A 15,541-nucleotide genomic window follows, 5' to 3' on the forward strand; every position below is an offset into this window, starting at 1 on the left:
CGCCCCCCGACTGACGGTTAACGGGCCTGATAGTGTGCGGACTGTCGTCCCGGGGACAGGTCACGAAGATAGTTCACCACGTCCCAGATCTCCCGGTCCGTGAGCTCTTCCCCGAAGGCCGGCATTGGGCCATTGCCGGTGCGGATCTTCCAGGCATAGTCTCCGTCCGAGTGGTGGGACAGATGTGCCACCAGGTCCGCGGGCGGAGTGCCCAGACCGTTTGCCTCCGGCCCGTTGCCCCGGGCATCGGCGCCGTGACAACTCATGCAGTTGGCCTGGTAGACGGCCTGCCCGCGACGGACCGATTCCCGGTTCGCGGGGACCGGATTGGCCATGGCCACCGCTTCGGGCGGCGCCTGCCAACCATGGTCGTGGGCGCTGTGATCGTGCCCGCCATCGCTGCCATGCGCCCCGTGGTCCTCATGACCCTCATGGCCGCCCGGCATGCCGTGACCTTCATGAGTGTTGTGGCCACCAGGGTCCATGTGGTCGCCGTGACCCTCATGGCCGCCCGGCATCATGCCGTGACCTTCATGGGTGTTGTGGTCGCCATGGTCCATATGGGCACCATGATCGCCGTGCCCCTGATGGTCACCGTGGTCCTCATGGCCATCCATGTCCGCGGCCATGGCCACGCCGTGAAAGGGCATGGCCGCGGGGCGTGAAGCGCAGGCCTCCCGGGTGGCCCGATCCACCATGACGCGGCGCTCGTCGAGACCGGCGCACACATCGGCTTCGTCCACGCTGCGCACGAACCGGTACCCGGACTGGATGCCCGGCATGGGCACCATCACCCAGCGCCCCCCGTCATGGGGCGCGGGGTTGTCGCGATCCAGGTAGGACCACGAACCGCGTGTGACGCCGGGGCCCATGTCATGGCCGGCATGAGCATCGTGCCCGCCGTGGTCTGCCTGGCCCCCGTCGGTTTCGTGCCCTGCGTGGCCCTGGTGACCGCCGTGTCCTTCATGGTCCGATTGCGGCTGCGCCTGCTGTGCGCCGTGATCACCGTGCCCGTGATGGTCGTGGCCCGCGTGCTGCGCGGCGAGGCCCATGGGCATGGCGAGCAGGCTGGTCAGCAGCAGCGCGCGGGTGATTGGAGACAGGTTCATCAATGACCTCCCCGGGCCGGGCCCACGTCAAGCATGTTGTGTTCAAGGAACATGATGCTGTCGCGTCCGGCCACGTGCTTGTTGAGTGTGTGGTCGAAGTCGAAGGACAGGCCGAGGTAGATGCGCTGGTCGTTGTCGACACCGGTGGCATCGGCTAGCCCGCTCGAGTTGCTCCGATACTGGTACTGGGCCAGTGCGTGGATGCCGCTTCCGAGCCGGTACATGAGGCTCGGCGCCACAGTCCATGCGGAGGCGTCGGAGAAGTCGTCGTAGTCCTTCCAGCCGACCGTCACCGCCGCCTGCCAGCGGGTCTGAAGCCAGGGCCGGTGGCCGTAGCGGATAGCCGCGGCCACGGATTTCTGCTCCGCCTTTGAACGGTTGGCGATGGAAGCCAGATCCGGGACGCTGATGCCGTTCACGTACGTGGCCTGCAGGTCCAGGTTCCAGGTGGCCTCCGGGTTGTCGCTCAGGTTGATTACCGCGCCTGCCTGGAAGGCGTCCATCTCGCCCTCGCCATCATTGAGGTCCTGGCGGTCCCAGGCGAGTGCCGTGTAGCGAAGTCCGCGGTCGAACTTTATGGCCTCGGGCACGTCGTAGGCGAACTTCAGGTTGTAGCCGTTGAACTCCGACGAGCTGGTTCGGCTGCCGGTGCCGTCCGTTTCCGTACGTGCGGTGATCGTGCCCGTGGCGGACATGCGCTGCGCGGGCCAGAACAAGGTGCCCTGCACCACGCCGCCGTAGAGCTGATAGACCTCGTCCGGCGCGTGGGAGAAGGCGTTGCCCACGTGGGTGAAGTCCATCAGGTCGTCGTCGCGAAGGGTCGGGAACACGACCAGCGTGTTGGGCAGTCCGGTGCGTCCCAGCACCACCTCGAAGCGTTCGCCGCCCACGCCCGCGTGCATCTGGTGCAGGTAGATGTCATCGCGGACATCGTGATGGGCATCGTCCTCGATGGCTTTGATGCCGATGGCGCCGAAGGCGTAGTTCTCGCTGTCGAAGAGGTACTTGGAGAAGCCGAACAGGAGACTCGAGTCGGCGAATTCCAGTTCGCTGTCGCTGTCGGTGCCGCCGTCGGCCTCCTTCACCCGGTGGGCCTTGGTGGTGATCAGGGCGCGTCCGCCGATATCCACCTGGGGCGCCACGTGGGGGTCGATCTCCAGCGCCTGGCCCGGTCCCGTCGCGAGACCGAACGCGCAGGCCGCCGCCAGAGTGATGCGTATCTTCTTGGTGTGATTCATGGTCCGGATCCTTATTGGTTGATGGAGATGGACGGGCCATACGGCACTTCGCCCAGGTCCTCGTACTCGAGCATGGTCATCATCCCGCCCGGGTAGATCATGTTGTTGGTGGACTGCAGCTCGTTGTGGTCGTGGAAGTCCCACAACCCCGGGTTGTCGCCGTGCACCACGATGTCGAAGGTCTTGCCCGGCGTGACCGCGATGGTGTTGCAGCGCTTGTAGTAGGGCAGGGGGTTGCCGTCCTCGGCCACCACGTAGAACTGGTGCCCGTGCAGGTGCATGTGATGCGTGGCGATGCCCCCGTTGATCAGCCGGATGCGGATGTTCTCGCCCCGGCGGATCTTGATGTGCCCCTGCTCCTTGGTGGCCGGGAAGGCCTTGCCGTTGATGGCGAAAAAGCGCGGCTGGACCGTCGGCAGCTCCGCGTTGCCCCGCGTATAGGGAGGCCGCCAGCCGTCGTCCATGGCCTTGACGAACTCCTCGTAGTTGCGGAAGAAGGCATGGGTGCGCGGCGTGAGACGCCCCTGGCGCATCAACGCGTTGACCCGCTTCATGCCCTCGTGCACCGCGTTCATGTGCTCACGGGCGAAGTTCACGTCGAAGGCCTCGAGCACCAGCACGTAGTCGCGCTCGTAGGGGAAGTCCCGGCGGATCGGATCGTTGGGGGAGTCGATGATGAACGCCCCGTGCAGGCCCGCCATGAAGTGCAGCGGTGTGCCCCAGTGGCAGTGATAGAAACGCGTGCCGTGGGGCCGTGCCTGGAAGCGGTAGATGAAGGTCTCCTCCGGGTGCACCGGATCCTGGGTCATCATCGGCACGCCGTCCATGGTGTAGATGAGGTCCACTCCGTGCCAGTGGATGGTGTGCATCTCCTCGGTGCGGTTGCGCACCACGACCTTGATCCAGTCGTTCTCCTGGACCCGGAACACCGGTCCCGGCACCTGGCCGTTAAATGCGAACATGGGCGCCTTCACCCCGGGCAGGATCTCGTGCTCGATGACGTCGAAGGTCATCTCGAACTCCCGGTAGTTGACCGCGTCATCGGGCGGCGCACCGGGTGGTTCGCTGACCACGCCGTGCATGTCGTGCCCCTCCATGTACATCATCGAGCCCTGGCCGCCCTGCCAGCCATGGGCGGGAGCGCCGGCGGGAGAGGGGGGGGTGGTGCCGTGGCCGGCGTGGGCGTCGTGGCCGGCATTCTGGGCCTGTGCCGCAAGGCCCGAGCCGGCCGCGAGCATGCCGGTGGCGGTCGCGGTGGCGGTTCGCAGGAACTTCCGCCGGCCCGGATCGTCGGGAACGGCACGGGCGGCGTCGAGCGGTGCGGGTGCGCCGCGCATCGTCTTGTCTTTCATCTGGTTTGACTCCACTGCTTGGATCGTTGCCTAACCCGGCGCGCACGGGTACGTGCCCGCATGCGCAGGGGCGTTACGGTCCGGCCGCGTCGCGGCCGGTGATCAGGCAGCGGTGTTTCTGGGGGGGCGGTAGAGCGCGCCGGGGGGAGGGGTGGTCACGACGACGGGCAAGGTCTCGCAGACGAGCTCCTCGCTGTCAGCCGATGCCAGGGGTGTGGCAGGCGGGGCATGACACCCGGTGCAGCCGGCACATACGCTCGCGCACGGGGCGTCGCCGCAGTCATGATGCAGGGAGGACGGAAGCGGGGCGATGTCCCGTGTTTCGTGTTCGGCCGGGGGTATATCCGCGCCATGGCGGGCATGATCATGCCCGTGGCGGGCGTGCACGGCGTGGTGCCCCTGGTCCACGTGGATCTGCGGGGTTCCCTGATCCGATGCCGGGGCGAGCGTGGCGGCCAGCAGTGTGCCACTGACGGGCAGCAGGGCGATCACCATTACCAGCCACAGGGACACGAGTTGTCGTACAGTCGGATGCATGGCCAGGGTTGGTGTCCCGCAGGTTTCCGATTTAGACCGGGTCCAGAGCGTAACACGGCTAAGCCTGTGACTGCATCCGTGCCTCTTGGTTCCTGCGTGTCTCGCGACCTCCGTCACATGCGCTCGCCGAGCGCCGGGGCGGCCCGCGGCCCTTTCCGGACCCGCAAGCGGCGGGCGTTCACGCCGTGGTTGCCATTCCACGGCGCAGGTCAGTAGCGGCACCCCGTCAATGGCCCGTATGGGTCCGGCCATGAAAAAGGCCCCGATGCTCACGCACCGGGGCCTTTGTCTTCGGGCAGGTCCGGGGACCTCCCTGTCCCCGCGGTTTACGCCGCCGCGTGACGTGCCTTGGCTTCCTTGGCCGCCTTGGCCTCGTCCGGCGAGTAGGCCTTGCCGGACCACAGCATCTCGTAGGCGATCTCCTCGTTGCCGTTCTCGCACAGCGCCAGCACGTCCTTGAACAGGGGCTGGAAGGTTTCGCTGCGATGGGAGGCCTCGTGCTCCTCCATGCTGTTCCAGAAGGTGATGATCAGCGCCTCCTTGCCCTTCAGCGGGCTCTCCACCGCCTGGCCCACGGTGGAGCCCTCGTTGGAGACGTCACCGCTGTTCAGGCAGACGAAGCCGCCCACGAAGCCGGTGTCGGAGTGATAGGTCTTGACGTTCTCGCACAGCACCGCAACCCGCTCCTGCAGGTCGTCCACGGTGTAGCCGTCCTTGAGGATCACGCGGTTTACGGTTACCACGCCGTCATGGGGAAAGTTGGGAATCAGACCGCTCATGGTCACCTCCTGCTCATTGAATTAGCTGATAAGCACATCAGTGGGTACTAATATATATTCCTGAGAGAATTTGTCAAGTAATGCGACCGGCCGACCGAGCCCCCCCTACAATTTGTGGTTTCAATCCCGGGAAAACCCCATATGAGCGTGCTAAGCTTTCGCGCAATCGGCCGGATTCCGATACCGGTCACCGGACACATTCACCTCAGGAGTCTCGTCTATGCGATTCAGACTGTTCGTCATGGTGCTGCTCGCCGGCTGCGCCTCCGCGGGGCAGGCCGCCGGCCTGGAGGTCTATCTCAGCGACAAGACCGCCCAGTTCAGGTTCATCAATGACGCGGGCGTCATCGGCCTGCCTGGGGCGGATATGTCCTTCGGCCTGTTCTACAGCGACGACAAGGACTACATGGGCACCGTCGGTCTGCACGCCGCCGGCACGCCCGCCGGAGAGCATCCGGTCACCTTCGGGCTGGGCGGCCGGTTCTACGCGGGCAGCATCGATGATCCGGACCAGAGCTTTCAGGCCCTGGCGCTGGGCGGTGAGGCGCGCCTGACCATCCCCGCCAACATGCCCATGGCCGTGGTCGGCGAACTCCACTTCGCCCCGTCCGTGACCAGCTTCGGTGACGCTGACCAGTTGCTGGACTGGGGTTTCCGCTATGAACTGGAGGTCACCCCCGGGGTGTCCGGTTTCGCGGGCTACCGCCGCCTGACCCTGGACCTGGACGAGGACAGCAACTACCGGGTGGACAAGCGGGTGCACTTCGGTATCCGCTTCAGTTACTAGTGGCGCGTTCCGCGGCGCAGGACCGGGATCCGCTGGCCCGCGTGCTGGCCATCATGGCCCGCCTGCGGGACCCGGAGACCGGCTGCGCCTGGGACGTGAAGCAGACCTTCGAGAGCATCGCCCCCTACACCCTGGAGGAGGCCTACGAGGTGGCCGACGCCATCGCCCGGGGCGATCACGCGGGCCTGTGCGACGAACTGGGCGACCTGCTGCTGCAGGTGGTGTTTCACGCCCGCATGGCCGAGGAGGCCGGGCACTTCGATTTCGGCCGGGTGGCCGAGGGGCTGGCCGAGAAGCTGGTACGCCGTCACCCTCACGTGTTCGGCGATGTGCGTTTCGACTCCGAAGCCGACCAGCACGCCGCCTGGGAGGCGGAGAAGGCCCGGGAGCGGGCGGCCGGGGGCGAATCACCGCCCGGACACCTGGACGGGGTCGCCCGCTCGCTGCCCGCACTTATCCGGGCGGTGAAGCTGCAGAAGCGCGCCGCGCGGGTCGGTTTCGACTGGCCCGGGCCCGGACCCGTGCTGGACAAGATCGACGAGGAACTGCGCGAGTTGCATGCCGAGCTGGAGCAGGGCGCGCCCCGCGCGCGCATCGAGGACGAGTTGGGCGATCTGCTGTTCGCCGTCACCAACCTGGCCCGCCACCTGGACGTGGATCCGGAGGCCGCCCTGCGCGGCAGCAACGCGAAGTTCGAGCGCCGCTTCCGTTACATCGAGGACGCCCTCGCCCGGCAGGGGCGGACGGTCGAGGATGCGGACCTGGCGGAGATGGATGCGCTGTGGGAGGAGGCGAAATCCAAGTAGGAAGTGTGAATTGGGAAGTGCGAAGTGAAAGGCCTTTACTTCCCACTTCCCAATTCACACTTCTCACTTCAATTGTGGTTTTTCCCCCGCCCCCCGATCCCTGATAAGCTTCGCCCTTCACGGACATTCCCGTACGCCGTTCCATGAACCACGCCGTTGCCGTTCCCCCCGATCTGATTCCCGCCACCATCGCCGAGATCCGCCAGGAGACGCCGAGGGTCAAGTCCGTGCGCCTGGCGGTGGGCGAGGGGTTCCGCTTCCGCCCGGGCCAGTGGATCGACCTGGCGGTGAACATCGGGGGCGAGACGGTGGTGGCCGGCTATTCCATCGTCTCCACCCCGGCGACCCGCGGGACCATCCAACTGGCGGTCAAGTCGGCGGAACACCACCCGGTCACCCGCTACCTGCACGAGATGGCGCGCCCGGGCGATACGGTGCGCATCTCGCCATCCGGACAGGGCAATTTCTACTTCGAGCCGGACATGGCGGACAAGGTGGTACTGCTGGGTGCCGGCATCGGCGTCACGCCGCTGGTGGGCATCCTGCGCTCCATCCACGAGCAGATGCCGGAGGTGCGGGCCACGCTTCTCTACAGCGTGACCGAGAGCAACGAGATCCTGTTCTGGGACGAACTCGAGCGCATGGGTCTCGCCCCCAACATCCGCTGCGTGATCACCGTGACCCGGGAGGCCGAGGACTGGCAGGGCCACACCGGGCGCATCAGCCACGACCTGCTGCGCGCCATGAACCTGCCGCCGGACGCCCTGTACTACTACTGCGGCAGCCGCGAGTTTATCGAGGACATGACGGTCATGCTCGAGGAACTGGGGATCGAGAAAGGCAGGTTGGTATTTGAAAAATGGTGGTAGGCGCGGGCGGTCTGCCCGATTCACCGTCAAAGGCGTTTCGATCCCCGCTGCGCGGGGCTCGAGTTACTTTCTTTGCTTGTCCAAAGAAAGTAACCAAAGAAAAGACACCACGGATGTCTCGCCCCTTCGGGGTGCCCTGCGCGCGGAGCTGTCCCGGGGAGGTCGATCGACAGGCCATCCTTGGCCTGACGATCGACGCGCCGCGTCCGTGCGGCGCCCCTGACGGGCTTTGACCCCGGGACAGCCCCGTGCTCGGCGAGCCATACGGGGAAAGGTTAAAACCCCTTTGATCAGCATGAGCGGGGCACTTGGTATTGGTGGCCTTGGGTTTCCCTGCAGAGGAGGCCGGCCCTTCGGCCGAACCGGGGAGGGAATGGCGATTCAAGAAGGCACCAAGATCAACATTGCGCCGATGCCACTCGAAGCGCTCTTGACCTTCTCCCCTATGACGCACCGAGTAGCGCAGGCTTCGAGGGTAAAAGCCCGAAGGGGCGCCGCAGGGACGCGGCGCGTCGGCAGTCAGGCCATGGATGGCCTGTCTGCCGACCCCCTCGAAGCCGAGCAACGCAGGGCACCCGCCACAGCGGGTGCGGCATCGGGGTGTCCTTCTTTTGGTTACTTTTCTTGGACAAGCAAGAAAAGTAACTCGAGCCGCCTGCAAGGCGGATCGAAACGCCGTTGACTTTGGGTTTGGCTTGAGTACTTCACCAAGGCCGGTTCGAAGCGTTTTTCCAGGTCGCCTGCTGCCCACATGCAGATGCTCGACCCCGGTACACGGATCGAGACATCCTCCGTTCAACGCGCACCGAACATTTCGTAGGCTGGATAAGGCGACAGCCGCATCCGGCGCGCCGGGCCCACGGGGATGGCGGATGCGCTTTGCTTATCCGCCCTACGGATTGTCGAAACGCATGGAAAGATCAATGGCGGCAACATCCTTGGTGATCGACCCGACGGAGATGAAATCCACCCCGGTTTCGGCGATCGCGCGCACCGTCTGAAGGTTCACGTTGCCGGAGGCCTCCAGCTTCACCCTGCCGGCCACGCGCTCGACCGCCTCGCGCATGGCGTCGAGTGCGAAGTTGTCCAGCATGATCACGTCCACCCCGGCGGCCAGCGCCTCGTCCACCTGTTCCAGGGTTTCCGTTTCCACCTCCAGCATCAGGCCGGGGGCCAGGGCGCGGGCGGCGGTCACGGCGGTGGTGATGGTGCCGGCGGCCATGATGTGGTTCTCCTTGATCAGCACGGCGTCGTAGAGCCCCATGCGGTGGTTCCGCCCGCCACCGCGGGCCACGGCGTACTTCTGCGCCACGCGCAGGCCGGGCAGGGTCTTGCGGGTATCCAGGATGCGGGTGCCGGTGCCGGCCACCGCGTCCACGTAGGCGCGCGTCGCGGTGGCGGTGCCCGACAGGAGCTGCATGAAGTTGAGCGCCGTGCGCTCCCCGGTGAGCAGCGCGCGCGCCGGTCCGCGCAGGGCGCACAGCCGCGTGTCCGCGTCCACCCGGTCGCCGTCCTGCACATGCCAGGCCACGGTCACGCGCATGTCGATCTGCGCGAAGACCTCGTCGAACCAGTCGCTGCCGCACACCACCGCCGCTTGCCGGGCAATCACGTGGCCATGGGCGATGGCATCCTCCGGGATCAGGGCGGCGGTCACGTCGCCGCTGCCGATGTCCTCGGTCAGGGCAAGCCGGACGGATTCTCGAACCAGTTCGTCGGGGGGCATCGCGATCGGGCGCTCTTGTGTATCGGATTCTGTCATGTGCGTATCCGGATCCTGCCGCATGGCCGTCCTGCGGGCTGCAACGGGGTTCAGGGGCCTCTGGATTCCATCGGATTCCTTGCATGTGCTCCGGGCACGAGTCGCAACTGCCGGGCAACCGCGTCAGGGTCCGGGATGGCCATGCTGTCTGTCACACCCGGTATGCTATGGTCTGACTCAGTGCACGGGCAAGGCGAACCGGTGATGAAGGAACACGGTCGGTCAAAGGGCAAGCTGCTGGTTGCAGTGGTGGCGGACGAGCTGGAGGAGCGCGCGCGGGACATCCTGCGCGAGGAAGGCGCGCAGGGCGTGACCATCCTGGCAGGCCGCGGCATCGGTTTTCCGGAGCACATGACCTTTTTCGGCATCACCTACCGTGGTGCGGAGAGCATCCTGGCCTGCGTGCTCGATGGCGACTCGGCCGAGCGCATGGCGGAACGCCTGAATTGCGAGCTGGAGTTGCTCAAGCCTTTCAAGGGGCTCGCCTTCTGCCTGGCCGTGAACCGGTCCGGCGGCATCGACCTGGACTTGGTGCGAGACGCGATTCGGCGGCGCACCCCCGATCCCGGCGCATAACCCGAACCAGACCGGCCGACGACACTTGGACCAACTCAGAGAATTCCTCGGGATCCTCAAGCATTCCTTCCGGAATCTGCTGCCCATTATCGTGGTGGTGGCGTTCTTTCAGTTCGCCGTCATGCAGCAGGTGCCCGACGACCTGCTCCCCATGGCCATCGGCCTGCTGGTCGTGGTCCTGGGCGTGGCCCTGTTCCTGCAGGGGCTGGAGTTGGGCATCTTCCCCATCGGCAAGAACCTTTCCAACGATTTCGCCAAGAAGGGTTCGCTGTCCCTGCTGATGATCTTCGGCTTCTGCCTCGGGTTCTCCGCGGTGATCGCGGAGCCCGCCCTCATTGCCGTGGCAGACCAGGCGGAGATCATCAGCGAGGGACGCGTCAACGGTCTCACCCTGCGCCTGCTGGTGGCCGCCTCGGTGGGCGTGGTGGTGGCGCTGGGCGTGGTGCGCATCATCCTCGGCCACAGCCTGCACTGGTACATGATCATCGGTTACATCCTGGTGGTGGCGGTCACCTTTTTCGCCCCCGAGGAGATCGTCGGGCTTGCCTACGACTCGGGCGGCGTGACCACCAATATCGTCACCGTGCCCCTGATCGCCGCGCTGGGCATCGGCCTTGCGGTCTCCCTGCGCGGGCGCAACGCGCTGACACACGGTTTCGGGCTGGTGGGGCTGGCGGTGATGGTGCCCATGATCTCGGTGCAGCTCTACGGCATTGCCGTCTACAGCTTCGGCGAGGCGGGAAGCGTGGAGGCCAACGGCGCGCTGATGGATCCGGGCGTGGACGAGGTGGTCACTCCCGCCGCCGGGAGCCTGCTGCTGGGCATGCTCACCGATCTGCTGGTCATGTTCCGCGACGTGCTGCCCATCATCGCCGTGGTGCTGTTCTTCCAGTACCTGGTGATCCGCAAGCCCATTGCGCACATCCATAAGGTCATGGGCGGGTTCGTGCTGGTGATCGTGGGCCTGTACGCCTTCGTGGTGGGCCTGAAGCTGGGGCTCTTCCCCATCGGGCGGAGCATGGCCGAGCAGCTCATCGGTCTGGAGATGATCTTCTTCGTCTACCTGTTTGCCTTCACCATCGGCTTTGCCACCACCATGGCCGAACCCGCGCTGATCGCCATCGGCCAGAAGGCCGAGGAGGCGGGCAAGGGCAGGCTCGACGGCAACCTGATCCGCATCCTGGTGGCCCTGGGCGTGGCCATCGGCATCACCATCGGCGTGCACCGTATCATCAGCGGGGATTCCATCCACTACTACATCATGGGCGGCTATACGGTGGTGATTCTGCTCACCTGGCTGTCGCCCCGCTACATCGTGGCGCTGGCCTACGACCTGGGCGGCGTGACCACCTCGGAGGTAACGGTGCCCCTGGTCACGGCGCTGGGCATCGGGCTCGCCACCCACATCGAGGGGCGCAACGTGCTCATCGACGGATTCGGCCTGATCGCCTTCGCATCCATCTTTCCGATCATCACGGTCATGCTCTATGCTATTTTCGTGGAAGCCTATGCACGGCTCAAAGGAGTCGAGACATGAAATTCGCGGTACTGGTGGCCATCCTGGCCGAGGAACTTGAAGAGAAGGCCATCGACGCGGCGAAGCAGGCCGGCGCCGGTGGCGTCACCATCCTGGATGCCCGGGGCATCGGCAGCGAGGAGAAGAAGACCTTCTTCGGCCTGACCTATGAAGGCAGCCAGTCGGTGCTGGTCTTCGTGCTGGAGAAGAAGCTCTCGGTCTCGGTGCTCAAGCGCATCACCCGGGACCTGGATCTCGCCTCCACCAGCAAGGGCGTGGTGTTTACCATTCCGCTGGAGCATATCGCCGGTATCGACGTGGGGCAGATCGAGCGCTTCGAGGAGCGCATCAAGGACGACATCTGACCCTCCACCCATCCTGCATCCCCCGGGAGAAGACATGCTGGTCAAAGACATCATGAAGACCGATGTGGCGACCATCTCGCCGTTCGCCACCATCCGCGAGGCCATGCGGCAGATGAAGGCACGCGGCGTGAAGTCGCTGGTGGTGGAGAAACAGGGCGAGCACGACGCCTGGGGCATCATCACCTACACCACCATCCTGCGTACCATCGTGGCGGAGGAAGGCGACATCGACCTGATCAATGTCTACGACGTCGCCTCCAAGCCGGTGATCTCCGTGTTCAGCGGGATGGACGTCAAGCACGTGGCCCGGCTGATGGTCAACGAGGACTACCGCCGCCTGGTGGTGCTGCGCAACAACGAACTGGAAGGCATCGTGACCATGAACGACATCGTCACGGCGGTGCTCGCGATGGTGGAGGAGTAGCCGGCCGCGCGCCGTCGCACGGCGCACCCGGCCGAACATGAAACGCCCGCCCGTGGCATCGGGCGGGCAACCGGTGGGCGAGGTCGTGGCAGGAAGCAGAAGTCCATCATTCCATCGTCTGGCCAGACGCATCGCCCTGCGCATCGTCGCCCTTTACCTTGTCCTGGGTTTCACATACATCGCCCTGTCCGACCGCGTCGTCATCGCCCTGGTGGACGATCCCCGGGTGTTCACCTGGGTGCAGACGTTCAAGGGCTGGGCCTACGTCGCCGTCACCGGCGCGCTGCTCTACGGGCTGATCTTCTGGCAGACCCGGCGGATCGCCGCGGCCAACGAGGCGCTAACGGAACGCGACCGCCACATCACCCGTCTGAACCGCGTCTACACCATGCTCAGCGCCATCAACGGCGCCATTCTGCGGGGCGACGATCAGGACGCGCTGCTCGACGAGGTCGCCCGCATCGCCGTGGACAAGGGCGGTTTCCCCCTGGCCTGGGTCGGGCTGGTGGATGCCGACCAGTCCGTGCTGCGCCCCGTGGCCAGCGCCGGGGCGGGCCTGGACTGCCTGGACGGTCTCGCGCTGCACGTGGACCCTGATCATCCGGAGGCCCATGCCATGGCGGCGGACCTGACCCGCGGCCGTCCCTTCGTCATCAACGACCTCGCGGAGAGGTCCCCTGTGGACAAGTGCCACGCCCGGGCCTCGGCCCACGGGTATCGTGCCCTGGCGGTGGTGCCCATCCTCACGAATATGCGGTTGCTGGGCGCCATCGGCCTGTTCACCCGGGAGGCGGGGGACCGGGGCGGCCCGGTGTTCGACGACGACGAACTGCGCCTGCTCACCGAGATCGCGGCGGACACGGGGCTGGGCATGACGCTCATCGCCCAGGCCACGGCGCTGGACTGGGCCAGCCGTTTTGATGTCCTCACCGGGCTCGCCAACCGGGATCTGCTGAAGGAACGCATCGATCAGGCCCTGCTGCGGGCCCGCCACCAGCGCCGTTACGTGGGGGTGCTGGCCATGGAGGTGCCGGGCCTGCGCGCGGTGGTCGACTCCCTGGGCCGCCAGCAGGGCGACCGCCTGCTGCAGGCCGTTGCCCTGCGCCTGGCCGGTCACGTGCGCGAGGGCGACACGGTGGCCGCGCTGGGCAACGGCGAGTTCGCGGTGCTGCTGGCCGACGTGCGTGAAGGTCTGGACGTGGCCGAGGTGGCCCGCAAGCTGCTCACGCCCTTTGAGCTGGAACTGCAGGCGGACGCGCCGCCGCATTTCGTCACGCTGGCCGCCGGGGCCGCCGTCTTTCCGAACGACGCCGACACCGCCGACGGGCTCATCCAATGCGCCGGGGTCGCCCTGCACCAGGGCGGTTCCCAGGCCCCCGCGAGGGATTGCGTGTTCTACGCCCCGGAGATGGACCAGCGGGCGCGCGAGTACCAGGCCCTGGACAACGAGCTGCTCGGCGCACTGGAGCGGGGCGAGATGCAGCTTCACTATCAGCCCGTGGTGCGCCTGGACACCGGCGGGATCCGCGGGGTGGAGGCCCTGCTGCGCTGGAACAACCGACGCTTCGGCCCCGTGTCCCCGGACCGCTTCATCCCCATGGCCGAGCACAGCGGCGTGATCCGCCCCCTGGGGGACTGGGTGATGGAGCAGGCCTGCGCCCAACTCGCCCGCTGGCAGGAACGGGGCTGGCGCCTGAGGATGAGCGTGAACCTTTCCACGCGCCAGCTGCTGGCCCCGGGTTTCGCCGAGCGTATCCGCGAGACCATCATGCGCCATCATCTGGACGCGGAGCGCATGGTGCTGGCGCTGGAGGTCACGGAAACCGCGGTGATCGAGGACATGGAGGCGGTGTCCAAGGCCCTTGCCCGGGTCAAGGAACTCGGCATCGCCGTGCACCTGGACGATTTCGGCACCGGCTACGCCTCGCTCAGCTACCTGCAGCGTCTTCCCGTGGACACCATCAAGATCGACAAGAGTTTCGTGCAGACCCTGTCCGGTGGCGGAAAACCTGGTCCGCTCAGTGATCGCGCTGGCCCGGAGCCTGGACATGGGGGTCGTGGCCGAGGGCGTGGAAACCACCGAGCAGCGCGATGCGCTCAAGGCGCTGGGTTGCCACGTGGCCCAGGGTTACCTGTTCGCCCGTCCTCAGCCCGCCGAGGACGTGGAGCGCTTGCTGGAGGCGTCGAACCCGTGATCTCCCGGCGGCCTGCCCCCCGTAGGAGCCCGGTCCTCCGGGCGATGGGGGTTTGGCCTGGACAGGATCGCCCGGAGGACCGGGCTCCTACGGGGCACAGGCCAAACGCATGATGCTTTCCATGCCTCGCGAGCGACCCGAGCGTGCTGGCTGTGAATCACCGGGCGGACTTGTCACCCGCATGATTTCCAGTCCGGCAGGAATCCTTCGCGTGCTTCGCCGCTCCTTGATGCCTCTTGCGTGGGAGCTTTCATGCCTGGTCCCCTGACCGAAGACGACAACGCCTCGCACGGCTGGGTCCTGCCCCTGCTGGCGCTGTGCGTCGCGCTGCTGCTGATCCTCGCGGTGGTGAACCACTGGGCGGCGCTGCAGGCGCGGCTCGCGGACCTGGGCACCGTGCAGCTCGGGCTGCTGGCGAGCCTCGCGGCCGGGCTGTTCACCGCCGTGGGGGCGCTGCCGGTGATGGTGCTGTCGCGCATCCGGCGCAGGGTTGAGGATGCCCTCATGGGCTTCGGCGCCGGCGTCATGCTGGCGGCCACGGCCTTCTCCCTGGTGCTGCCCGGAGTGGATGCCGCCGCGGTGTACACCGGCCACACGCTCTCGGCGGCGCTGCTGGTGGGGGCGGGGATCGCCCTGGGCGGCCTGTTCCTGCTCGCCTGCCACCGCTACGTGCCCCATGAGCATTTCATCATCGGCCCCCAGAGCGGCGCGGACCCGGAGAAGATGCGGCGCATCTGGCTGTTCGTGTTCGCCATCGCCCTGCACAATTTTCCGGAAGGACTGGCCGTGGGCGTGGGCTTCGGCACCGGCGACCTGGCCGCCGGCGTCGCGCTTACCATCGGCATCGGCCTGCAGAACATGCCCGAGGGCCTGGTCGTGGCCGTGGCCATGCTGACCCTGGGTTATTCCCGCTGGACCGCCCTGGGCGTCGCCCTGCTCACCGGCCTGGTGCAGCCCGTGGGCGGCCTGTTCGGCGCGGCGGTGGTCACCCTCGCCGCACCCCTGCTGCCCTTCGGCCTGGCCTTCGCCGCCGGGGCCATGCTGTTCGTCATCAGCCACGAGATCATCCCCGAGTCCCACCGCAAGGGCCACGAGGGCCACGCCACCCTGGGCGTACTGGTGGGTTTCATCGTCATGATGGTGCTGGACGTGGCCCTGGACTGAGGCGCCTATGGGAAGTCAGGAGCACAAACCCCCGGCAGTAGGATGGGTCAAGCGCAGCGGAC

Annotated in this window: 15 protein-coding genes; 9 read left to right on the forward strand and 6 right to left on the reverse strand. The window is 66.5% G+C overall.

All coding sequences use genetic code 11. The annotated features are described in order from the left end of the window. Positions 1-17: 17 nt before the first annotated feature. The 5 genes from THITHI_RS21115 to THITHI_RS0114330 all read right to left on the reverse strand — a co-directional run bounded on the left by THITHI_RS21115 (position 18) and on the right by THITHI_RS0114330 (position 5,015). Positions 18-1,109 carry a c-type cytochrome gene (locus THITHI_RS21115; protein WP_083908740.1) on the reverse strand — a complete coding sequence of 364 codons (1,092 nt, stop codon included), beginning with the start codon at positions 1,107-1,109 and terminating at the stop codon, positions 18-20. After that, positions 1,109-2,347: a hypothetical protein gene (locus tag THITHI_RS0114315; protein WP_018233799.1), complete on the reverse strand. Its 1,239-nt coding sequence runs from the start codon at positions 2,345-2,347 to the stop codon at positions 1,109-1,111. Before THITHI_RS0114315 ends, THITHI_RS21115 begins: the two co-directional genes overlap by 1 nt. 11 nt (positions 2,348-2,358) lie before the next feature. Next, a complete protein-coding gene (locus THITHI_RS0114320; protein WP_018233800.1) occupies positions 2,359-3,699 on the reverse strand; it encodes a multicopper oxidase family protein in 1,341 nt (446 codons plus the stop codon). Positions 3,700-3,801: 102 nt separating this feature from the next. Next, positions 3,802-4,236: a hypothetical protein gene (locus THITHI_RS0114325; protein ID WP_156820562.1), complete on the reverse strand. Its 435-nt coding sequence runs from the start codon at positions 4,234-4,236 to the stop codon at positions 3,802-3,804. A gap of 326 nt (positions 4,237-4,562) precedes the next feature. Beyond that, positions 4,563-5,015 carry a hypothetical protein gene (locus THITHI_RS0114330; protein ID WP_018233802.1) on the reverse strand — a complete coding sequence of 151 codons (453 nt, stop codon included), beginning with the start codon at positions 5,013-5,015 and terminating at the stop codon, positions 4,563-4,565. 220 nt (positions 5,016-5,235) lie between these two features. Between THITHI_RS0114330 and THITHI_RS0114335 the strand changes: the two genes are divergently transcribed. From THITHI_RS0114335 to THITHI_RS0114345, 3 genes are all read left to right on the forward strand, one after another. Then, positions 5,236-5,802, forward strand: a complete 567-nt coding sequence (locus THITHI_RS0114335; RefSeq protein ID WP_018233803.1) for a YfaZ family outer membrane protein — start codon at positions 5,236-5,238, stop codon at positions 5,800-5,802. Beyond that, on the forward strand, positions 5,802-6,608 hold the full coding sequence (mazG, locus tag THITHI_RS0114340; RefSeq protein ID WP_018233804.1) for a nucleoside triphosphate pyrophosphohydrolase: 807 nt from the start codon (positions 5,802-5,804) through the stop codon (positions 6,606-6,608). The genes THITHI_RS0114335 and mazG overlap by 1 nt, the downstream gene beginning before the upstream one ends. Positions 6,609-6,751: 143 nt before the next feature. After that, positions 6,752-7,477 carry a ferredoxin--NADP reductase gene (locus tag THITHI_RS0114345; RefSeq protein ID WP_018233805.1) on the forward strand — a complete coding sequence of 242 codons (726 nt, stop codon included), beginning with the start codon at positions 6,752-6,754 and terminating at the stop codon, positions 7,475-7,477. Between the two features lie 892 nt (positions 7,478-8,369). Here THITHI_RS0114345 and nadC read toward each other — a convergent pair. Then, complete coding sequence (gene nadC, locus THITHI_RS0114350) at positions 8,370-9,239, reverse strand: carboxylating nicotinate-nucleotide diphosphorylase (RefSeq protein WP_033337268.1); 870 nt, start codon at positions 9,237-9,239, stop codon at positions 8,370-8,372. Between the two features lie 204 nt (positions 9,240-9,443). Here nadC and THITHI_RS19145 point away from each other — a divergent pair, with 204 nt between their 5' ends. The 6 genes from THITHI_RS19145 (at position 9,444) to THITHI_RS0114380 (ending at position 15,479) form a co-directional block, all read left to right on the forward strand. Further along, positions 9,444-9,815, forward strand: a complete 372-nt coding sequence (locus THITHI_RS19145) for a hypothetical protein (RefSeq protein WP_018233807.1) — start codon at positions 9,444-9,446, stop codon at positions 9,813-9,815. 25 nt (positions 9,816-9,840) lie between these two features. Further along, complete coding sequence (locus tag THITHI_RS0114360) at positions 9,841-11,352, forward strand: DUF1538 domain-containing protein (RefSeq protein ID WP_018233808.1); 1,512 nt, start codon at positions 9,841-9,843, stop codon at positions 11,350-11,352. Continuing rightward, positions 11,349-11,696, forward strand: coding sequence for a P-II family nitrogen regulator (locus THITHI_RS0114365; protein WP_018233809.1), 348 nt, complete (start codon positions 11,349-11,351; stop codon positions 11,694-11,696). The genes THITHI_RS0114360 and THITHI_RS0114365 overlap by 4 nt, the downstream gene beginning before the upstream one ends. 34 nt (positions 11,697-11,730) lie before the next feature. Next, positions 11,731-12,120, forward strand: a complete 390-nt coding sequence (locus THITHI_RS0114370) for a CBS domain-containing protein (RefSeq protein ID WP_018233810.1) — start codon at positions 11,731-11,733, stop codon at positions 12,118-12,120. A 37-nt stretch (positions 12,121-12,157) separates the two neighbouring features. Continuing rightward, on the forward strand, positions 12,158-14,428 hold the full coding sequence (locus tag THITHI_RS0114375; protein ID WP_083908741.1) for a putative bifunctional diguanylate cyclase/phosphodiesterase: 2,271 nt from the start codon (positions 12,158-12,160) through the stop codon (positions 14,426-14,428). Between the two features lie 139 nt (positions 14,429-14,567). Further along, positions 14,568-15,479, forward strand: a complete 912-nt coding sequence (locus tag THITHI_RS0114380; RefSeq protein WP_018233811.1) for a ZIP family metal transporter — start codon at positions 14,568-14,570, stop codon at positions 15,477-15,479. Positions 15,480-15,541: the final 62 nt, after the last annotated feature.

Origin of the sequence: Thioalkalivibrio thiocyanodenitrificans ARhD 1, assembly GCF_000378965.1 — a bacterium.
GTDB lineage: Bacteria > Pseudomonadota > Gammaproteobacteria > Ectothiorhodospirales > Ectothiorhodospiraceae > Thioalkalivibrio_A > Thioalkalivibrio_A thiocyanodenitrificans.

Bases quoted from the DNA above. Each gene is read 5' to 3' on its own strand.
- THITHI_RS0114325 (WP_156820562.1), bottom strand. From the start codon at position 4,236: ATGCATCCGACTGTACGACAACTCGTGTCCCTGTGGCTGGTAATGGTG.
- THITHI_RS0114345 (WP_018233805.1), top strand. From the start codon at position 6,752: ATGAACCACGCCGTTGCCGTTCCCCCCGATCTGATTCCCGCCACCATC.
- nadC (WP_033337268.1), bottom strand. From the start codon at position 9,239: ATGACAGAATCCGATACACAAGAGCGCCCGATCGCGATGCCCCCCGAC.
- THITHI_RS0114380 (WP_018233811.1), top strand. From the start codon at position 14,568: ATGCCTGGTCCCCTGACCGAAGACGACAACGCCTCGCACGGCTGGGTC.
- THITHI_RS19145 (WP_018233807.1), top strand. From the start codon at position 9,444: ATGAAGGAACACGGTCGGTCAAAGGGCAAGCTGCTGGTTGCAGTGGTG.
- THITHI_RS0114315 (WP_018233799.1), bottom strand. From the start codon at position 2,347: ATGAATCACACCAAGAAGATACGCATCACTCTGGCGGCGGCCTGCGCG.
- THITHI_RS0114320 (WP_018233800.1), bottom strand. From the start codon at position 3,699: ATGAAAGACAAGACGATGCGCGGCGCACCCGCACCGCTCGACGCCGCC.
- THITHI_RS0114330 (WP_018233802.1), bottom strand. From the start codon at position 5,015: ATGAGCGGTCTGATTCCCAACTTTCCCCATGACGGCGTGGTAACCGTA.
- THITHI_RS0114375 (WP_083908741.1), top strand. From the start codon at position 12,158: ATGAAACGCCCGCCCGTGGCATCGGGCGGGCAACCGGTGGGCGAGGTC.
- THITHI_RS0114370 (WP_018233810.1), top strand. From the start codon at position 11,731: ATGCTGGTCAAAGACATCATGAAGACCGATGTGGCGACCATCTCGCCG.
- THITHI_RS0114335 (WP_018233803.1), top strand. From the start codon at position 5,236: ATGCGATTCAGACTGTTCGTCATGGTGCTGCTCGCCGGCTGCGCCTCC.
- THITHI_RS21115 (WP_083908740.1), bottom strand. From the start codon at position 1,109: ATGAACCTGTCTCCAATCACCCGCGCGCTGCTGCTGACCAGCCTGCTC.
- THITHI_RS0114365 (WP_018233809.1), top strand. From the start codon at position 11,349: ATGAAATTCGCGGTACTGGTGGCCATCCTGGCCGAGGAACTTGAAGAG.